Origin of the sequence: Levilactobacillus spicheri DSM 15429, assembly GCF_001435095.1 — a bacterium.
Taxonomy (GTDB): Bacteria; Bacillota; Bacilli; order Lactobacillales; family Lactobacillaceae; genus Levilactobacillus; species Levilactobacillus spicheri.
On the sequence record NZ_AZFC01000016.1, the window covers coordinates 172335 to 188099 of the forward strand.

Consider the following 15765-nt stretch of genomic DNA (forward strand, 5'->3'; position numbering starts at 1 on the left):
TTTCTTCACGATTAACGGGCTAACGTCAAGCCAGTAACCGCTTGCGCCCCACCCAAAGAAATTTGCGCGGCGGCGTGGCGCAGGGTTCGCCCGGTGGTGTAGACGTCATCCAGCAGCAAAACCCGTTTGCCAGCCAGGACCGTCGCCGCCCCCGCCACCAGGGAAAAGGGCTGGGGCGTCTGGAGGCGCTCCTGCCGGGTCTTGCTCGATTGGTCCCGGGGCTTGCTGGCGGCGGACACCGTCAACACCTGCTGAAAGGGCTGCCCCGTCAGCCACCCCGTCACCTGGTTGAACCCCCGAGTCCGCCACGTGGCCGCCGTGATAGGAATCGGGACCAGCACGTCGTAGTGCTCGCGGGCCAGGGCCTCCCGAATCAGCGGCTGCATCACCAGGCGCAGCTGGTAGTCCCCCTGGAACTTATACTGCTGCATGTAGGCCTTCAGGGCCGCATCGTAGGGGAAAATGGCGTGGTTCACGAACGCATCATCCCAGCGCTCACAGTCGTGACACCGCTGAACGGTCGCCTGTTGCCGTCCACACTGGGGACACTTCGCACTGCCGATGGGCTGGAGCCGCTGGCGACAGGCCCGACAGATGATGGGCGTCGGCAGCGGGCCCCAGTGCCAGATGTCGGCCAGCGTCACGGGCACCACGATGGGCCGCCCGCACCACAGACACGCGCGCATCAGGCCTGTCCCCCTAACCGGCGGCCCCGCCGGTTCAACTGCCGAATCATCCGTTGGGCCCGGCGCACCGTGCGGGTCTGGCTCTGGCAATAACTGACGACGTCCCCGCGGGGAAAGTCGCGGTGGCGCCCCACCCGACCGGCAATCTGAACCAGTGCCGCGGTCGAAAAGACCGGATCATCCCCGCCCAGGATCGCCACCATCACGTTGGGAAAGGTCACGCCCCGCTCCAATATCGTGGTGGTCACCAGAAAATCGACCGCCCCGTCGCGCATCTGCTGAACCTTGGCCGTGCGTTGGGGGTCGGCGGCATGGACTCCCACGCCGTGGGTCATCCCCAGCCGGGCCAGCGCCCGCAGGACCGGGGCGATGTCGGCCACGTGGGGCACGAAGAGCAGGAACCGTTGGACCCGGCGCCGATACGCCCGTAATTGCCGGACCAATCCCCGGGGCAACCGGCCCGTTGCCAGCCGGTCGGGCCAGTGCCAGGCAATCTTGACGGTCAGCGGCGGCAAGAGGTACCCGTGATAGCGCAACGGTAAATAGGTCACGGCTAACCGGCGACGCTTGATCTGGCGTTGCAGGTCTTCTCCCGGCGTGGCCGTCAGGTACAGGTGACAGCCCGTCTTCTTTTGCGCCCGCCGCAAGGCCCCCTGCAGCAGCGGACTGGTCGCCAGGGGAAAGGCATCGACCTCGTCGACGATGATCAGGTCAAAGGCTTGGTCGAACCGCAAGAGCTGGTGGGTCGTACAGATGGTCAGCTGTCGATAGGCGTACGGCACGGGTTGTCCCCCGTACAGGACCGCCTGGGGGATCCCGGTAAAGGCTGCGGCCAAGCGGGGGGCCAGCTCCAGGCACACATCGACTCGCGGCGAGGTCCAGGCGACCCGCCATCCCTGTTGCAGGGCCCAGGCCAGCCCGGGGTATACGATTTCCGTTTTGCCCGCCCCGGTGACCGCCCAGAGCAGCTGCGAGGTGCGTGTCTTGAGCCGCGCCAGCACCTGCTCGGCCGCCGCTGCTTGCCGGGGGCTGAGCTGCCCCGACCAGGTCAGCGGCGAATCCGTGACCATTCGGAACCGATTTGGTTCGGGAATAGTGTATAATTTAGTCAATGCCGTCAGGCGCCCCAAGTTCAAGCAATGCCGACAATACGGCACGTTTTGCGGCAAGCGGTCGGTTTCTCCGGCCAGCTGGTGACACCGTTGGCACCGCCAACGCCGCCCCACCTGGACCACGGCGGTCTGACCCGTTAACTTGGCGGGCGCCTGGGCTAACGGAACCCGGCGACCATATAATTGCTCGGAAGTGTCTGTCATGGGAAGCCTCCTTCATCTAAGTGCATTCCCAGTTACTTCCGCTAAGTCGCCGTTAAAATTCGAAAAAAGGTGTGTTTTCATGGAAACCGATTATCTGACCATGCCCCAACAACCGGGGCAACATGCACTGGAAATCAAGAAATCCCGCTTCATCACCGACGTGGGGCGGGTCACCGACGAGGCCGCCGCGCAGGCCTTCATCGCGGCCATCGTCAAGCGCGAGCCCAAGGCCAATCACCATTGCTGGGCCTACCTGATCGGCGAACACGACGAGATCCAACGCGAAAGCGACAACGGGGAACCGTCCGGCACCGCGGGTGTGCCCATCCTGACGGTCCTGCAGCGCAACCACCTGCACAACAGCATCGCGGTGGTCACCCGGTACTTCGGCGGCATCAAGCTGGGCGCCGGGGGGCTGATTCGGGCTTACAGCAACGCCACCTCGACCGCCATCGAAGCGGTCGGCGTGGTCAAGCGTGTCCGGCAGCGGGCCATCCAGCTGACCGTAGACTACGCAAACTACGACCGGTTGGCCCACTACCTGACCGAAAACGCCATTACCATCCTCGAGACCCTCTACACCACGGCGGTTACGGTCACGATTGCCGTGGACCTGCCGGCGGTCGAAGCGACCCAGCAGGCCATCACCGACCTGCTCAGTGACCGGCTGACCATGCAGCTGGGTGACGTCGACTACCACGAGATTCCCGTGGAGATCCACGCCAGCAGCCGCGACGACGCGTCCACCGACTAGGCAAACGCCCTTGCGCGGACTGTCGCCAACTTTTCCATCAATAACTGCTAAAAAACAGGGCATCGATTCTCACTGAGAGAATCGATGCCCTGTTTGCTATATCCCCGAAGCTAATCAGAACTCTTCGAGGTAAACTGCTTCACGATGTGCTTGATCCAGTGTAACAAGGGTTGGCGGTTCGAGCCGACCAGCCCGATGGCTTCCACGAACAGCTCCAGGCCAATCAGGATGGCAATGGTCAGCAGGACCGAACCCCAGATGGTCGATAGCGGGTACAGCAACGCAATAAAGGAAAAGATCAGCGCGATCCCGTAGATGACCAGGACGGTCTGCCGGTGGGTCAGCCCCAACTGCATCAGCCGGTGGTGCAAGTGGTGCTTATCGGCGTGGGAGATGGGCTGCCGGTTCAAGATCCGCCGAATCATCGCGTAGACCGTGTCGGTAATCGGCACACCCAGAATGATCACGGGGATGATCACCGAGATGAACGTCACGTTCTTTAACCCGTACAGGGAGAAGCAGGCGATCATGAACCCAATGAACTGCGCCCCGGTGTCCCCCAAATAGATTCTGGCGGGGAAAAAGTTATAGGGTAAGAAACCTAACATGGCGGCCACCAACGCGAAAATCATGATGGCGACCCAGGTGTTGGCCAGGTTCAAGAAGAACAGCCCGGTAATCCCGGTCGTGGTCAACGCGATGATTGAGACCCCGGTGGCCAACCCGTCCAACCCGTCAATCAGGTTGATGGCGTTGATGATGGCCACAATCCACAGTAACGTGATGGGCAGCGCCAGCCAGCCCAGGTACCAGGTGCCAATGAACGGCAAGGTGATGTAGCGCATCCGCACCTCCGCCACGAAGTAGACTTCGAGTGCGGCCAGCAATTGCCCGATCACCTTTTGGTGCGGCTTTAATTCGTATACGTCGTCGATCATGCCTTCTGCAATAATGATGCATTCTCCACCAAAGAGCCCCCAAAGTTGTTGCGTTGGCATCTGGTCTCTTAATAGGAACATCGTCGAAAAAGTAAACGCGATAAAGATGGCTAAACCGCCGATGGTCGGCATGGGCACCTTATTGACGCGCCGTTGATTCGGTTTGTCCACAGCCCCGATTTTAAACGCGAATCGGCGCACAAATGGTGTGAGGACCGCAGAAATGATCATGGTAGCAAATAAGCTAACAATAATCTCGAATTTCATTAGATTTCCTCTTTCTTCTTTCGTGATTCTTTTGCTAATTATACAAAGCCCTGAAATTAAACACAACCGCGATTTCCGTTCTGCCCTTAAAAAGGTCGGTGGCTTTCACCAACCATAAATTTTCACAAGAAAAATTGCGAAACACCTTGTGAATGAATAAATTTTTGTAAAACTTTGTGTAACCGCTTCCCTACTGAATTTGGGGCACTTTGCGTGCACAAGCGCACAGGTCAAACCGCCAAATCATGCAGATTTATCTTGTGCAAACACCCAAAAAGCCATATAATGAGTTTGTGTCATTGAGAAGGGTTTCACATTTCATTTCGTATCTGAGCTATTTATCTTATTTTCTTGTGAAATCCCTCTAGTTGTTGGTCACTCTGGTTTGTATTTTGAAAGGAGATTTTTCTATTGGCTGCTAATGATAAAGCATCAAAGACCGAAACAGCTAAGGAAGAACAAGATTCACCTATCTTAATTCAAATGGGTATTTTCGCGGCTATTCTGTTTGTATCTAGCCTGCTCTCCCCATTGTTCCCTGCATCCTTCCCTGTTCCAACGCCCGTTATGGGTCTGGTGATCCTCTACGTGTTACTTTGCACGAAGATTGTCAAGCTCCGCAACGTTGCTAAGTTCGGGGACTTCATGATCAGTTTGATTGCCTTTCTGTTCGTCCCATCTGGGATTCAAATGGCCGCAAACTTGGACATCATGAAGGCGCAAGGTGTTCAAATCGTGATCGTTACGATCATCGCAACGATCGTTATGTTGGTCTGCATCGCTTACACCACGGCTGGTTTCATGTGGTTAAGTCGGCACGTCTTCCATCGTAACACTGAAGTCGAAGAATAATCGTTCGACCCACTACGACTTTGCATAGAAAAGGATGAATAATTATGATTAGTTTAGCAGCAACTGCTACTCCTCATATGGCAGTTTGGGGAAAATGGCTCGGTGACGCCCTCGGGACTAACGCCGCTGGTGCCTCTGCCGGTAACGCTATCTTTGGTATTTTTCTTTCATTAATGGTTTACTTAATTGGTCAATGGCTCTTCAAGATCAGTAAGGGATTCTTCCTGTTCCAACCTCTGTTCGTTGGGATGGTTTTAGGGATCTTCATCCTGTTCCTGATGGCCAAGGCCTTCGGAACTGACACGGCTACCTTCTACAAGTCAGCGTACTTACCAGGTGGGAACATCATCTTCTGGTTCCTGAACCCTGCTACGATTGCCTTCGCCATTCCTCTGTACCGGCGGAACGATATCGTTAAGCGCTTCTGGCTCGAAATCGTGCTTTCCCTGATCATCGGGTTACTGATTTCTCTGTTCATCATCTACTTTGTTGCCAAGCTGTTTGGCCTGGACAACTCCGGAATTGCTTCCATGTTGCCACAAGCCGCAACGACGGCCATCGCGATGCCTGTTGCCGTCTCTGTTGGTGGTAACTCCGCGATTACGGCCATGGCCTGCATCATCAACGCCGTTCTGATTTACGCCTTAGGTGACTTCTTAGTTAAGGTCTTCAAGTTGAACAGCGATCCAATTGGTGCTGGACTTGGTTTAGGGACTGCCGGACACGCCGTTGGGACTGCCAAGGCGATCCAATTAGGATCCATCCAAGGTTCGATGGCTTCCATCGCCGTGGTTGTTGTCTCCATCGTCGTTGACATCGTGGTTCCACCATTTGCTCACATGATGGGCTTATACTAAACCACTACTCATATCTGTACCTTAACGGGAACCGTCGTTGGACGGTTCCCGTTTTTGTATACACGGAACCCGTTCGTCTTAACTGTCACTGTAGTCGCGTAGCGTGGGGGCTTTCCGTGTTTACCACGGAAAGCCCCCGTCGCCAAAACACCCCGTCACTGTTACCACCATCTTCCCAACAACTAAGAAAACGCGTTTCGATACTCACTATTCGGAGAACGCAAAAGCGACTGAGACGTCATCCGTCCCAGTCGTTTTTTGCGCTTCATCACCAAAAAGGCGCGACGCCCCACTGTGGGATTCCGCGCACACAAGCCATTATTTGAAAAAGATACTGACCCCAAAGTAAACGATCACCGCCCCCATTAAGGGGGTCAACCAGCGACTCAGCTTGACCATGTCAAAGCGGTGCAGGATCAACGGGGTGATCACTGACCCCATCACCGATCCGATCATCAGGTTGATACCCGCGAGCCACGCGATGGACCCGGTGAATAGGTGGCCAATCGCCCCCACGATGGCCATGACGCTGATCACGTAGGTCGAGGTCCCGGCCGCCTCCAGCGCGGACAGCCCCAGGATGGACAAGCCCGCCACGGTCGGACCGCCCCCAGTCAGGCCACCGATACCGACCATCAGGCCACTCAGGAACCCCAGGGCCACCGCAATCGTCGTCCGTGAGCGCCCCGTCGCCTGCTTCTGCGCCGGACGCCAGGCCCGGTAGATGACGATGCCGCCCATCACCATCAGGATCGTCCCCACGACCCAATCGTAAATGCGTGCCGGGATGAACGGCGCGACCGCCGTTCCAATCAGGATCCCCGGTAAGGCCGCCAAGATCATCCGGTTCCCCAGGTCAAAGTGCACGTTGTGAATCCGAATCTGGGTCACACACCCGAACAACAACGCGGGGATGGCCACAATCAACGAGGTCGGTGCGGCCACCGCGGTCGCGATTCCCAGCTGACTGGTCAACACCCCCAGGTACATGGCGGCACCCCCACCACCCATCACACTAATGAAAGCTCCAATTAATAATCCATCAAACCAAACGAGCACCCAATCCGCTTCCTCTCTCGAACCCAATCGTCCGTTACCTTTATCTTAAAGAAAAAATCCGTTCCCCGTCAAGCGCCTCTAACGGGACCGTGATTCGTCGGGTTCCCCCAGGCTCCCCCCAACTGTTCATTCAAGCGGCGGTCGCCAAGGGGGCTAAACAACGCGTACCAGCCACCCCAATCGCGGCACAGCCAACTTACCAGGCGAGCCCCAACGAGGCCACTCCGGGTCCGCTAAGGGGCTAGACACGCCTTCGCCAGTTTACCGACCAACTGAAACTGTGTTCGCCCAAATAAAAAACTGCCAGTCCCGAAGGATTGACGGTTTTGGGTTTGATGACCACTACTCTTTCAAGTGGTAATTATAGGTCGAAACGATAATGTTTTCCCGCGAATTCAGCACGGTCCGCAGGCGCAACGCCGTTTGGTTATGCAGGACGTTTTGCCAAGGATGCCGGGGCACGAATTGGGGAACCAGCACCGTGGTGGTGAAGTTCCGTTCGGCCGCCCGCTTGGCGATCACGTCACAGAAGCGCAACGTTGGCGTGGCGATGGACCGGTACGACGAATGAATGTCGACGAACCGAATATCCGGGAACTCTTCCTTGAATTCCTGCGCCGTCTTGTGTTCCTTCTTGGGGTTCTCATCGAAGGACACGTGCATCGCAATCACGTAGTCCCCAATGGACTTGGCGTAATTGATGGCCCCGGTGGTCACCCGGGTGATGTTGCTGACCAGCACGATGACGGTCGCCCCGTCATACTCGTGGTCCTCGACTTTTGCCTTAGCCGCGACCCGCAATTGCCGGGCCACGTTTTGATAATGCTGATGAATCCGATAGAACATCCACAAAATCAGCGGCATGATAATGAGATACGGCCAAACATTGACGAAATGCAGGAACAACAGCGTGATCACTAAGGCCAGCGAAATCAACGCACCCAATAAGTTAATGGCCGCTTTACCCAGCCACCAACCTTCGCGGGTCCGGAACCAGTGAATGATCATCCCGGATTGGGATAAGACGAACGGAACAAACACCCCGATCGCATACAACGGAATCAATAACGTGGTCTGACCATGGAAGATCAGAATCAACACAATGGCCCCCACGGCCAACGAGATAATCCCGTTAGAATAGCCCAACCGGTCACCGCGATCCAGGTAAGCGTGCGGTAAGAACTTATCCTTCGCCATGTTGTAGGCCAGAATTGGAAAGGCCGAGAACCCGGTGTTGGCAGCCACGGCCAAAATCGCCGCCGTCGACAACTGTAACAGGTAGTACAGGACGCCGTGACCGAAGACCCCACTGGCGATTTGGGACAGCACCGTTTGACTGGACTGGGGCCGAATGCCCAAGTAGTAACTCAGGTAGGTGATGCCAGCAAAGAAGATGGCCAGAATGCCGGCCATGATGGCCAAGGTCGCCGCGGCATTATGCCGTTTCGGTTCCTTGAAGTTCGGCACCGCGTTACTGATGGCTTCCACCCCGGTCAATGACGAGGAACCCGATGAGAACGCGCGCAGGAACAGCAACAGGGTCATGCCTTGGACCGGCGTGCCCACGTGAGCCGCGGCGTGGTAGGTAATGTTGCCACTGGCAATGTTGTACAAACCAAACCCAACCATGCCCAGAATCATCAGAATGAAGAAGTAAACCGGCACGGTCAAGAAGCTCGCTGATTCGCGCATGCCCCGTAAGTTGAGGAGCATAATGCCAATCACGATCAGTACCGAAATCAGCACCGAATACGGGTAAAGCGCCGGGATGGCCGAGGTAATCGCCTCGGTCCCGGAAGTCGTCGAAACGGCCACCGTCAGCATATAATCTACTAACAGCGAGCCCCCGGCGACCAATCCTGCCGATTGCCCCCAGTTGGTGCTGGCGACCACGTAGGCCCCACCACCGGATGGGTAGGCATGAATGATTTGTTGGTAGGAAAGCGTGATCGCAAATAACAGTACTAAAACCAAAGCGGCAACCCATAATTGGTACATCAGGGCTGCGGCGGATAAGGTGATCAATACTGTGGTAATTTGCTCAGTACCATAAGCCACGGAGGACAGCGCATCGGAGGATAACAACGCCAACGCTTTAAACTTGGTCAGCGCCTGACCGCCCTCGTCCATGGTTTTGAGGGGTTTTCCAATCAAAACCCGCTTTAAATAACGCCACATGACTATTTACTCCTTATCTCCACGAAATAATAACTCGAAATCCGGTTAATCGCCGGGATCATGAATACCACTCGTCTTTTCACGAATGCAAACGTCATTCTACTACTTATAAGACCACATTACCACAATTCTTCGCATTAACAACCCGAAAAAGCAACAGGCCCTTAAGTACGGCCGTTCCGGGAACCAGCCGCCCTCAATGACGACCGGGAACCCCCGGATCTGGCCCCTTAAACCTAAGACGCTGTTGGTTCGTTCGTTAGCCCAGCGGACCCCCGCCCCCACCTCATGGGTGGGTCCCGAGGTCCCCCGACGAAAATACGAAACTGATGGTTGCATAGCCGTAAAGTGATGTCACAATCGTTCCATCGTCAAAACTACTAGTTTCTCCCCCGTTCGTCAACTCTTATTCGGCTGGGCAACCCGCCAGAATCCCGCCGGACTCGCTGGAAGCCCTCGTACACCTTAGTTTGTTGCTCGACGAATTGTCAAACCAAGCGCAACTTTGTCCCAAAGAAAACTTCATTGGTAATCACCCTGCTTGCTTCTATCTGATTCAGTTGTCTGTCACCAATAAAAAAGTAGCCCCATCACCCTCCATTACTGTAAAGTCATAGAACTACTTTATTAATATCGATTATTTTGGTCTAAATTAGATGCTTAAGTAATTCGATATCCAGTTTTTTGGTGGTTAATTGTGACAAGTGTTTCGTAATCCAAATGGTATCTCGATCCCACCAGGCTAATTTTTCTAATAAGGCGATGGTTTCATCGTTATAGCGATGGCGAATAATCTGGATAGGGTTACCTCCAACAATTGCATATGCAGGAACATCTTTCGCCACCACACTATCTGCCCCTATGATTGCGCCATCCCCGATTTTGATACCGGGCATCACTGTCACATTTTGGCCAAACCAGACATCGTTTCCAACCACAGTGTCGCCCTTCAATGGCAGACTTGTCATATCTGGGATGTTTTTAGCCCAATCGCCACCAATGATATTGAATGGATAAGTTGAAATTCCCTTCATCACGTGATTAGCACCATTCATCACAAATTCGATTCCTTTGGCGATTGAACAAAATTTACCGATAATTAATTTATCGCCAAGAAATTCGTAATGGTGGGTCACGTGGTCCTCAAACTTTTCGGGTGAAATTGGATCATCGTAGTAAGTGTAATCACCAATTTCGATATTAGGCCTAGTGATGACATTTTTTACAAAGACAATCTCTTTAAGCTCTGGATTGGGATGAATTTGATCAGCATCTGGAATTTCCATTTACTCTCACTCTTCTCTGATAATTAAATTACGCATCCTACCAGTTGATCAGAAAACGGTGATGAGCATCGACTTGTATGCTATCAACTAATGTTTTCCGTACTAAAACCCCTCTACGATAGCTGCAATTACGACAAAATTGCAAGATTACCGCCATCGTTAAGATTGCTGGAGCGAAGCTGGGCCCAGACCGTGAAATTGTGGTAAGTCAGCGTTTTTCAGCTGACTTACCACAAGGCCGCCCTTTTTTAGACCTACGTGCTTTGCGGGACTTCAAGTCGTGACCATGGTCGTCACGGCCCAGCTGAGCGGAAGCAATCGACAGCTTCCACTGATTTCAACTAGCAGGATGCATCATCAAATGACATTATCTCATAAAAAAGGTGCCAACCGCCATCTCTGACGATTGACACCCTGATAATGACTCATTGAATGATGAAGCTGAGCTTACATCATACCGCCCATGCCGGGTTGTGCGGCTGGGGCAGCTGGTGCTGGGTTCTTTTCTGGCTTGTCAGCGACAACGGCTTCCGTCGTCAATAACAAGGCAGAAACGGAGGCAGCGTTTTGAAGAGCGGAACGGGTAACCTTGGTTGGGTCGGTAATCCCGGCAGCCACCATGTCTTCGTACTTGTCGTCCGCAGCGTTGTATCCGATTCCTGGTTTTTCATCCTTCAGGTGTTCAACCACAACGGAACCTTCAACCCCGGCGTTTTGCGCGATTTGACGAACAGGTTCTTCGAGGGCCCGTAAGACAATGTTGACACCGGTTTGGGCATCGCCATCGGCCTTAACAGCGGCAACGTCCTTGATCACGTCGATCAAAGCAGTCCCACCACCAGGAACGAAGCCTTCTTCAACGGCGGCACGCGTCGCGTTCAAAGCATCTTCGATCCGGTACTTACGTTCCTTCAATTCGGTTTCGGTCGCAGCACCGACCCGAACAACGGCCACACCGCCGGCTAACTTAGCCAAACGTTCCTTCAGCTTGTCACGGTCGAAGTCAGAGGTCGTGTCAGCGATTTGACCCTTGATTTCAGCGACCCGGTCAGCGATTTGGTCCTTGGCACCAGCACCTTCAACGATGGTGGTGTTGTCCTTAGTCACGTTGATCTTTTGGGCTTGACCTAATTGATCGATGGTCGTGTCCTTCAAGTTCAGACCTAAGTCGTCAGTGACCACGGTCCCACCGGTCAGAACGGCGATGTCTTGTAACATGGCCTTCCGACGGTCACCGAAGCCAGGTGCCTTAACGGCAACCACGTTGAAGGTCCCGCGCATCTTGTTCAGAACCAAGGTTGGCAAAGCTTCACCGGTGATGTCATCAGCGATGATCAACAGGGAACGGCTTTGTTCAACAACGGATTGCAACAATGGCAAGATGTCTTGGATGTTCGCAATCTTCTTGTCGGTGATCAAGATGTAAGGGTTGTCCAAGTTGGCTTCCATCTTGTCGTTGTCGGTGACCATGTATTGAGACATGTAGCCACGGTCGAATTGCATCCCTTCAACCACGTCCAAGCTGGTATCAACCCCACGGGATTCTTCGATGGTGATGACCCCGTCGTTACCAACCTTTTCCATGGCGTCGGCAATCAACGAACCGGTTTCCTTGCTAGCGGAAGAAATGGATGCGATTTGAGCGATATCGTCCTTGGTCTTAACGTCGTGTGACATCTTGTGCAAGGCCTTGACAGCGGCGTCCGTTGCCAATTCGATCCCGTGACGGATGCCAACTGGGTTAGCACCGGCGGTCACGTTCTTCATGCCTTCGTTGACGATTGCTTGGGTCAGAACCGTCGCAGTCGTAGTCCCGTCACCGGCGATATCGTTGGTCTTGGAAGCAACTTCGGAAACCAGCTTAGCGCCCATGTTTTCGAAGTGGTTCTCTAATTCGATGGACTTAGCAATGGTGACCCCATCGTTGGTGATGGTTGGGTTACCGTAGCTTTGTTCCAAAACAACGTTACGTCCCTTAGGTCCTAAGGTCGTTTTAACCGTGTCGGCTAACTTGTCAACACCGGCAAGCATTGCGCTACGTGCGTCTTCAGAAAATTTTAATTCTTTAGCCATTTTAAATGTTCACCTCATACTAAAATTTTTAGATCGTGTTTCTGGATGAGTAGTGGGAAAGTCTTAGTCGATAACGGCAACTAAGTCCTTTTCGTGTAAAACAAGGTACGTCTTGTCTTGGTACTTGACTTCAGTACCGGCGTATTTGTCGAACAAAACTTTGTCGCCAACCTTCACGCTCGGCGCCACCTTTTCACCATTGTCCAACACCCGACCGTCACCAACTGCAACAACGTTGGCCGTTTGAGGCTTTTCTTGTGCGTTACTTGCTAACACAATGCCGCCAACCGTTTCTTCTTCTTCTTGTGGTTGGTCTAAAATGACGCGGTCTCCTAATGGTTTTAACACTTGAATCCCTCCAATGAACTTAGGTTTTAGCACTGTTAGCACTTAGCTAACACAAGTGCTAATCAACAATATCTAATATATGATTATTCCCAGTAAAAATCAAGGAATTTGGCAAACTTAATTCAAGAGTGCTAATTTGACCACTGGGGGTCCTACTTATTAAGTGATGATACGGGACCCGCGCCCACAACGCCAGCCATTGGCCTCAGCGACGCAAAAGTTGTCGCCACGAAAAAAGTCGCAATCTTCATCAGACTACGACTTCTCATTATTCTTTATTGTAGTGTTCCAGGAAATAGATCAAGGTTTGCAGTTCGTTGGTCAGGTCCACGTTTTGGACCCGGACGTCCTTCGGTACCGTAACCCGCAGTGGCGTGAAGTTCAAGATTCCCTTCACCCCACCGGCAACGGCTTCGTCGGTGACCTGTTGGGCCACTTCGGATGGCACCGTCAGGATGGCCACCTGGATCTGTTGTTCTTCCAGCTGGGTCCGCAACTCGGTCATCGGGTAGATTGGCACGCCGCTTTGAATCGTGTTGGCGATCTTCTCGTTCACGTCGAAGGCCGCACTGATCCGGACGTTGCCGTCTTGGTGGAAATTAAAGTTCAATAACGCGTGGCCTAAGTTCCCGACCCCGATCAGGGCCACGTTGGTCAACCGGTCCTGGTTCAAGATCTTCCGGAAGAACTTGATCAAGCTTTCAACGTCGTAGCCGTAACCGCGCTTCCCTAACGCACCGAAGTACGAAAAGTCCCGCCGAATCGTGGCCGAATCGACCTTGACGGCTTCGGATAGCTCCGTCGAGGAGACGCGTGTCTTGTCAGCGTCCAGCAAAATGTTGAGGTACCGGTAATAAATCGGTAGCCGCTTTGCCGTGGCGCGTGGAATCTTTTGTTCTGTCAAAGGTAACCCTCCTAATCAACTTCACGGCTATCACCCGGCACTAGCCGCTAGCGATAACCATTGAACACAACTTATTTGCATGTGAAATTCACTTTCCCCCAAATTATAGCATACCCGCCCGCCTTGTGAAAGATATTGCAAATATTTTTCACAATTTCTTTCACATTTCGGTCTGCTTCCCGAGTATGCTAAAATAGAGGTTATTCATTATCACACGCTATCAATGAAGGAGGTAGGTCTTGTGATTCTGCTACAGGTCCAGCAAGTCGCCCGGCGTTTCGGCGCTACGGTGCTGTTTGAGAACGTTAACCTGGATGTCGCTGAGCACGGACGAGTCGCCCTCGTCGGTCGTAACGGCGCCGGAAAATCCACCCTACTTAAAATGATCGCCGGTGAAACCACCCCGGACGCCGGTCAAATTACGAAGAAACGGGGCCTCACGATTGGTTACCAGGCGCAAAACGCGGGCCTGGCCTCGACCAAAACCGTGTGGAACGAAATGTTGAGCGTTTTTGCGAAACTCCGAGCAATGGAGGACCGCATTCACGAACTCGAGGCCGAGATGAGCGATCCGGCCGTCAGTGCCGACCCCGAGAAGTTTCAACAGGTCAGTCGGACCTACGACCAACTCCAGCAGGACTTCAGTGACCAGAACGGCTACGGGTACCAGGCCGAGATTCGCGGCGTCCTGCACGGGTTCGAATTCGACGAAGACTACTATGATAAGCCCATCACAGAACTTTCCGGGGGCCAACGTACGCAGCTGGCCCTGGCCAAGCTCCTGTTGGAAAGTCCCGACCTGTTGATTCTCGACGAACCGACCAATCACTTGGACGTGGAGACCCTGACCTGGCTGGAAGGCTACCTGCAGGGGTACGCCGGGGCCATCCTCATCGTTTCCCATGACCGGTACTTCCTGGATCATGTGGCGACCGAGGTCTACGACATGGCCCACCACGGTCTGACCCACTACCAGGGCAACTACAGCCACTTCATCGACGAGAAGGCCGAACGCCTGCGCCAGGAGTGGAAGGAATACGATAAGCAACAGACAGAGATTTCGAAATTAGAAGACTTCGTGAACAAGAACATCGTGCGGGCTTCGACCACTAAACGGGCCCAGGCCCGGCGCAAACAGCTGGAGAAGATGGACCGCATCGAGAAGCCCGAGGGGGACGAGAAGGTCGCCCGCTTCCGCTTCACGCCTCACCGGCAAAGCGGTAACGTGGTCCTCGACGTGGTCAACACCGCCGTGGGCTACGACGACCAGGTCCTCTGCGAGCCCATCAACCTGGACATCAAGAAGCACCAGGCCGTGGCCATCGTGGGCCCGAACGGGGTCGGCAAGTCCACCCTGCTGAAGACCATCCTGGGAAAACAGCCGGCCATTCGCGGCCAGGTCATCTTCGGGACCGGGGTCGACACCGGGTACTACGACCAAGACCAGACCCTGCTCCACGAGAAGAAGACGGTCTTACACGAACTCTGGGACGACCATCCCACGACCCCCGAAGGCGACATTCGCTCGATTCTGGGGAGCTTCCTGTTTACCGGCAGCGACGTCGATAAGGTCGTCCATAGCCTAAGTGGTGGGGAAAAGGCCCGGCTCCTGCTGACCAAGCTCGCCATGCGCCACGACAACTTCCTGATGCTCGACGAACCGACCAACCACCTGGACATCGACAGCCGGGAGGTGCTGGAGACCGCCCTCAACGAATTTGACGGGACGATCCTCTTCGTCTCCCATGACCGGTACTTCATCAACCAGGTCGCCACGCAGGTGGTCGAGCTCAGCCCGAACGGCACGACCCGCTACCTGGGGAACTACGACTACTACGTCGACAAGAAGGCCGAGCAGGACGCCTACGCGGCCAAGGAAGCCGCCGAGGCCGAGGCGGCCCACCCCACGGTCGTCGCCCCCAAGCAGACCCAGGTCGACTATCAGCAGCAAAAGGAGCGCTCCAAGGCCAAGCGTAAGCTGACCCGCCAGGTCGCCGCCCTCGAACAACAGATGGGTGACTTGGAGGCGCAGAAGGCCGAGATTGAAAAGACCATGAGCCTCCCGGAGAACTTCAACGACGCCGGCAAGCTCGGCGACTTACAGGAACAGCTGACCAGCGTGACCGACCAGCTGAATCAGACCGAAGACGCCTGGACCAACCAAAGCCTGGCCCTCGAAGACTTCGACGACTAACGCAATCCGCCAACCGCCCCCAGCAGGCCTCTGCCGGGGGCGGTTTTTAATTG

Annotated in this window: 13 protein-coding genes; 4 read left to right on the forward strand and 9 right to left on the reverse strand. The window is 54.4% G+C overall.

What is annotated here, in order from left to right; all coding sequences use genetic code 11:
* Positions 1-11: 11 nt before the first annotated feature.
* Together FD37_RS06555 and FD37_RS06560 are read right to left on the reverse strand one after the other, a co-directional pair.
* The gene (locus FD37_RS06555) at positions 12-686 is read right to left on the reverse strand and encodes a ComF family protein (RefSeq protein ID WP_056964300.1); all 675 of its coding nucleotides are present in this window, start codon (positions 684-686) and stop codon (positions 12-14) included.
* Positions 686-2002 carry an ATP-dependent helicase ComFA gene (locus FD37_RS06560; RefSeq protein ID WP_056964302.1) on the reverse strand — a complete coding sequence of 439 codons (1317 nt, stop codon included), beginning with the start codon at positions 2000-2002 and terminating at the stop codon, positions 686-688. The genes FD37_RS06555 and FD37_RS06560 overlap by 1 nt, the downstream gene beginning before the upstream one ends.
* Positions 2003-2081: 79 nt before the next feature.
* On the opposite strand from FD37_RS06560, the gene FD37_RS06565 reads away from it, so the two are divergent.
* The gene (locus tag FD37_RS06565; protein ID WP_056964304.1) at positions 2082-2756 is read left to right on the forward strand and encodes a YigZ family protein; all 675 of its coding nucleotides are present in this window, start codon (positions 2082-2084) and stop codon (positions 2754-2756) included.
* Between the two features lie 110 nt (positions 2757-2866).
* Here the strand turns inward: FD37_RS06565 and FD37_RS06570 are convergent, their stop codons facing one another.
* Positions 2867-3961: a glycosyltransferase family 4 protein gene (locus FD37_RS06570; protein ID WP_045807043.1), complete on the reverse strand. Its 1095-nt coding sequence runs from the start codon at positions 3959-3961 to the stop codon at positions 2867-2869.
* 411 nt (positions 3962-4372) lie between these two features.
* On the opposite strand from FD37_RS06570, the gene FD37_RS06575 reads away from it, so the two are divergent.
* A complete protein-coding gene (locus FD37_RS06575) occupies positions 4373-4813 on the forward strand; it encodes a CidA/LrgA family protein (protein WP_225351221.1) in 441 nt (146 codons plus the stop codon).
* 77 nt (positions 4814-4890) lie between these two features.
* A complete protein-coding gene (lrgB, locus tag FD37_RS06580; protein ID WP_371862590.1) occupies positions 4891-5670 on the forward strand; it encodes an antiholin-like protein LrgB in 780 nt (259 codons plus the stop codon).
* Between the two features lie 318 nt (positions 5671-5988).
* Here the strand turns inward: lrgB and FD37_RS06585 are convergent, their stop codons facing one another.
* From FD37_RS06585 to FD37_RS06610, 6 genes are all read right to left on the reverse strand, one after another.
* Positions 5989-6729, reverse strand: coding sequence for a sulfite exporter TauE/SafE family protein (locus FD37_RS06585; protein ID WP_082078023.1), 741 nt, complete (start codon positions 6727-6729; stop codon positions 5989-5991).
* Between the two features lie 342 nt (positions 6730-7071).
* Complete coding sequence (locus tag FD37_RS06590) at positions 7072-8907, reverse strand: APC family permease (RefSeq protein WP_045807041.1); 1836 nt, start codon at positions 8905-8907, stop codon at positions 7072-7074.
* 647 nt (positions 8908-9554) lie between these two features.
* On the reverse strand, positions 9555-10193 hold the full coding sequence (locus FD37_RS06595) for a Vat family streptogramin A O-acetyltransferase (protein WP_056964306.1): 639 nt from the start codon (positions 10191-10193) through the stop codon (positions 9555-9557).
* Between the two features lie 447 nt (positions 10194-10640).
* Positions 10641-12266, reverse strand: a complete 1626-nt coding sequence (gene groL / locus FD37_RS06600; RefSeq protein ID WP_056964308.1) for a chaperonin GroEL — start codon at positions 12264-12266, stop codon at positions 10641-10643.
* A 63-nt stretch (positions 12267-12329) separates the two neighbouring features.
* Positions 12330-12614, reverse strand: a complete 285-nt coding sequence (groES, locus tag FD37_RS06605; protein ID WP_045807038.1) for a co-chaperone GroES — start codon at positions 12612-12614, stop codon at positions 12330-12332.
* Between the two features lie 268 nt (positions 12615-12882).
* On the reverse strand, positions 12883-13518 hold the full coding sequence (locus FD37_RS06610; RefSeq protein ID WP_045807037.1) for a redox-sensing transcriptional repressor Rex: 636 nt from the start codon (positions 13516-13518) through the stop codon (positions 12883-12885).
* A 241-nt stretch (positions 13519-13759) separates the two neighbouring features.
* Here FD37_RS06610 and FD37_RS06615 point away from each other — a divergent pair, with 241 nt between their 5' ends.
* Entirely contained in the window at positions 13760-15712 is a 1953-nt protein-coding gene (locus FD37_RS06615) for an ABC-F family ATP-binding cassette domain-containing protein (RefSeq protein WP_056964310.1), read from the forward strand.
* Positions 15713-15765: the final 53 nt, after the last annotated feature.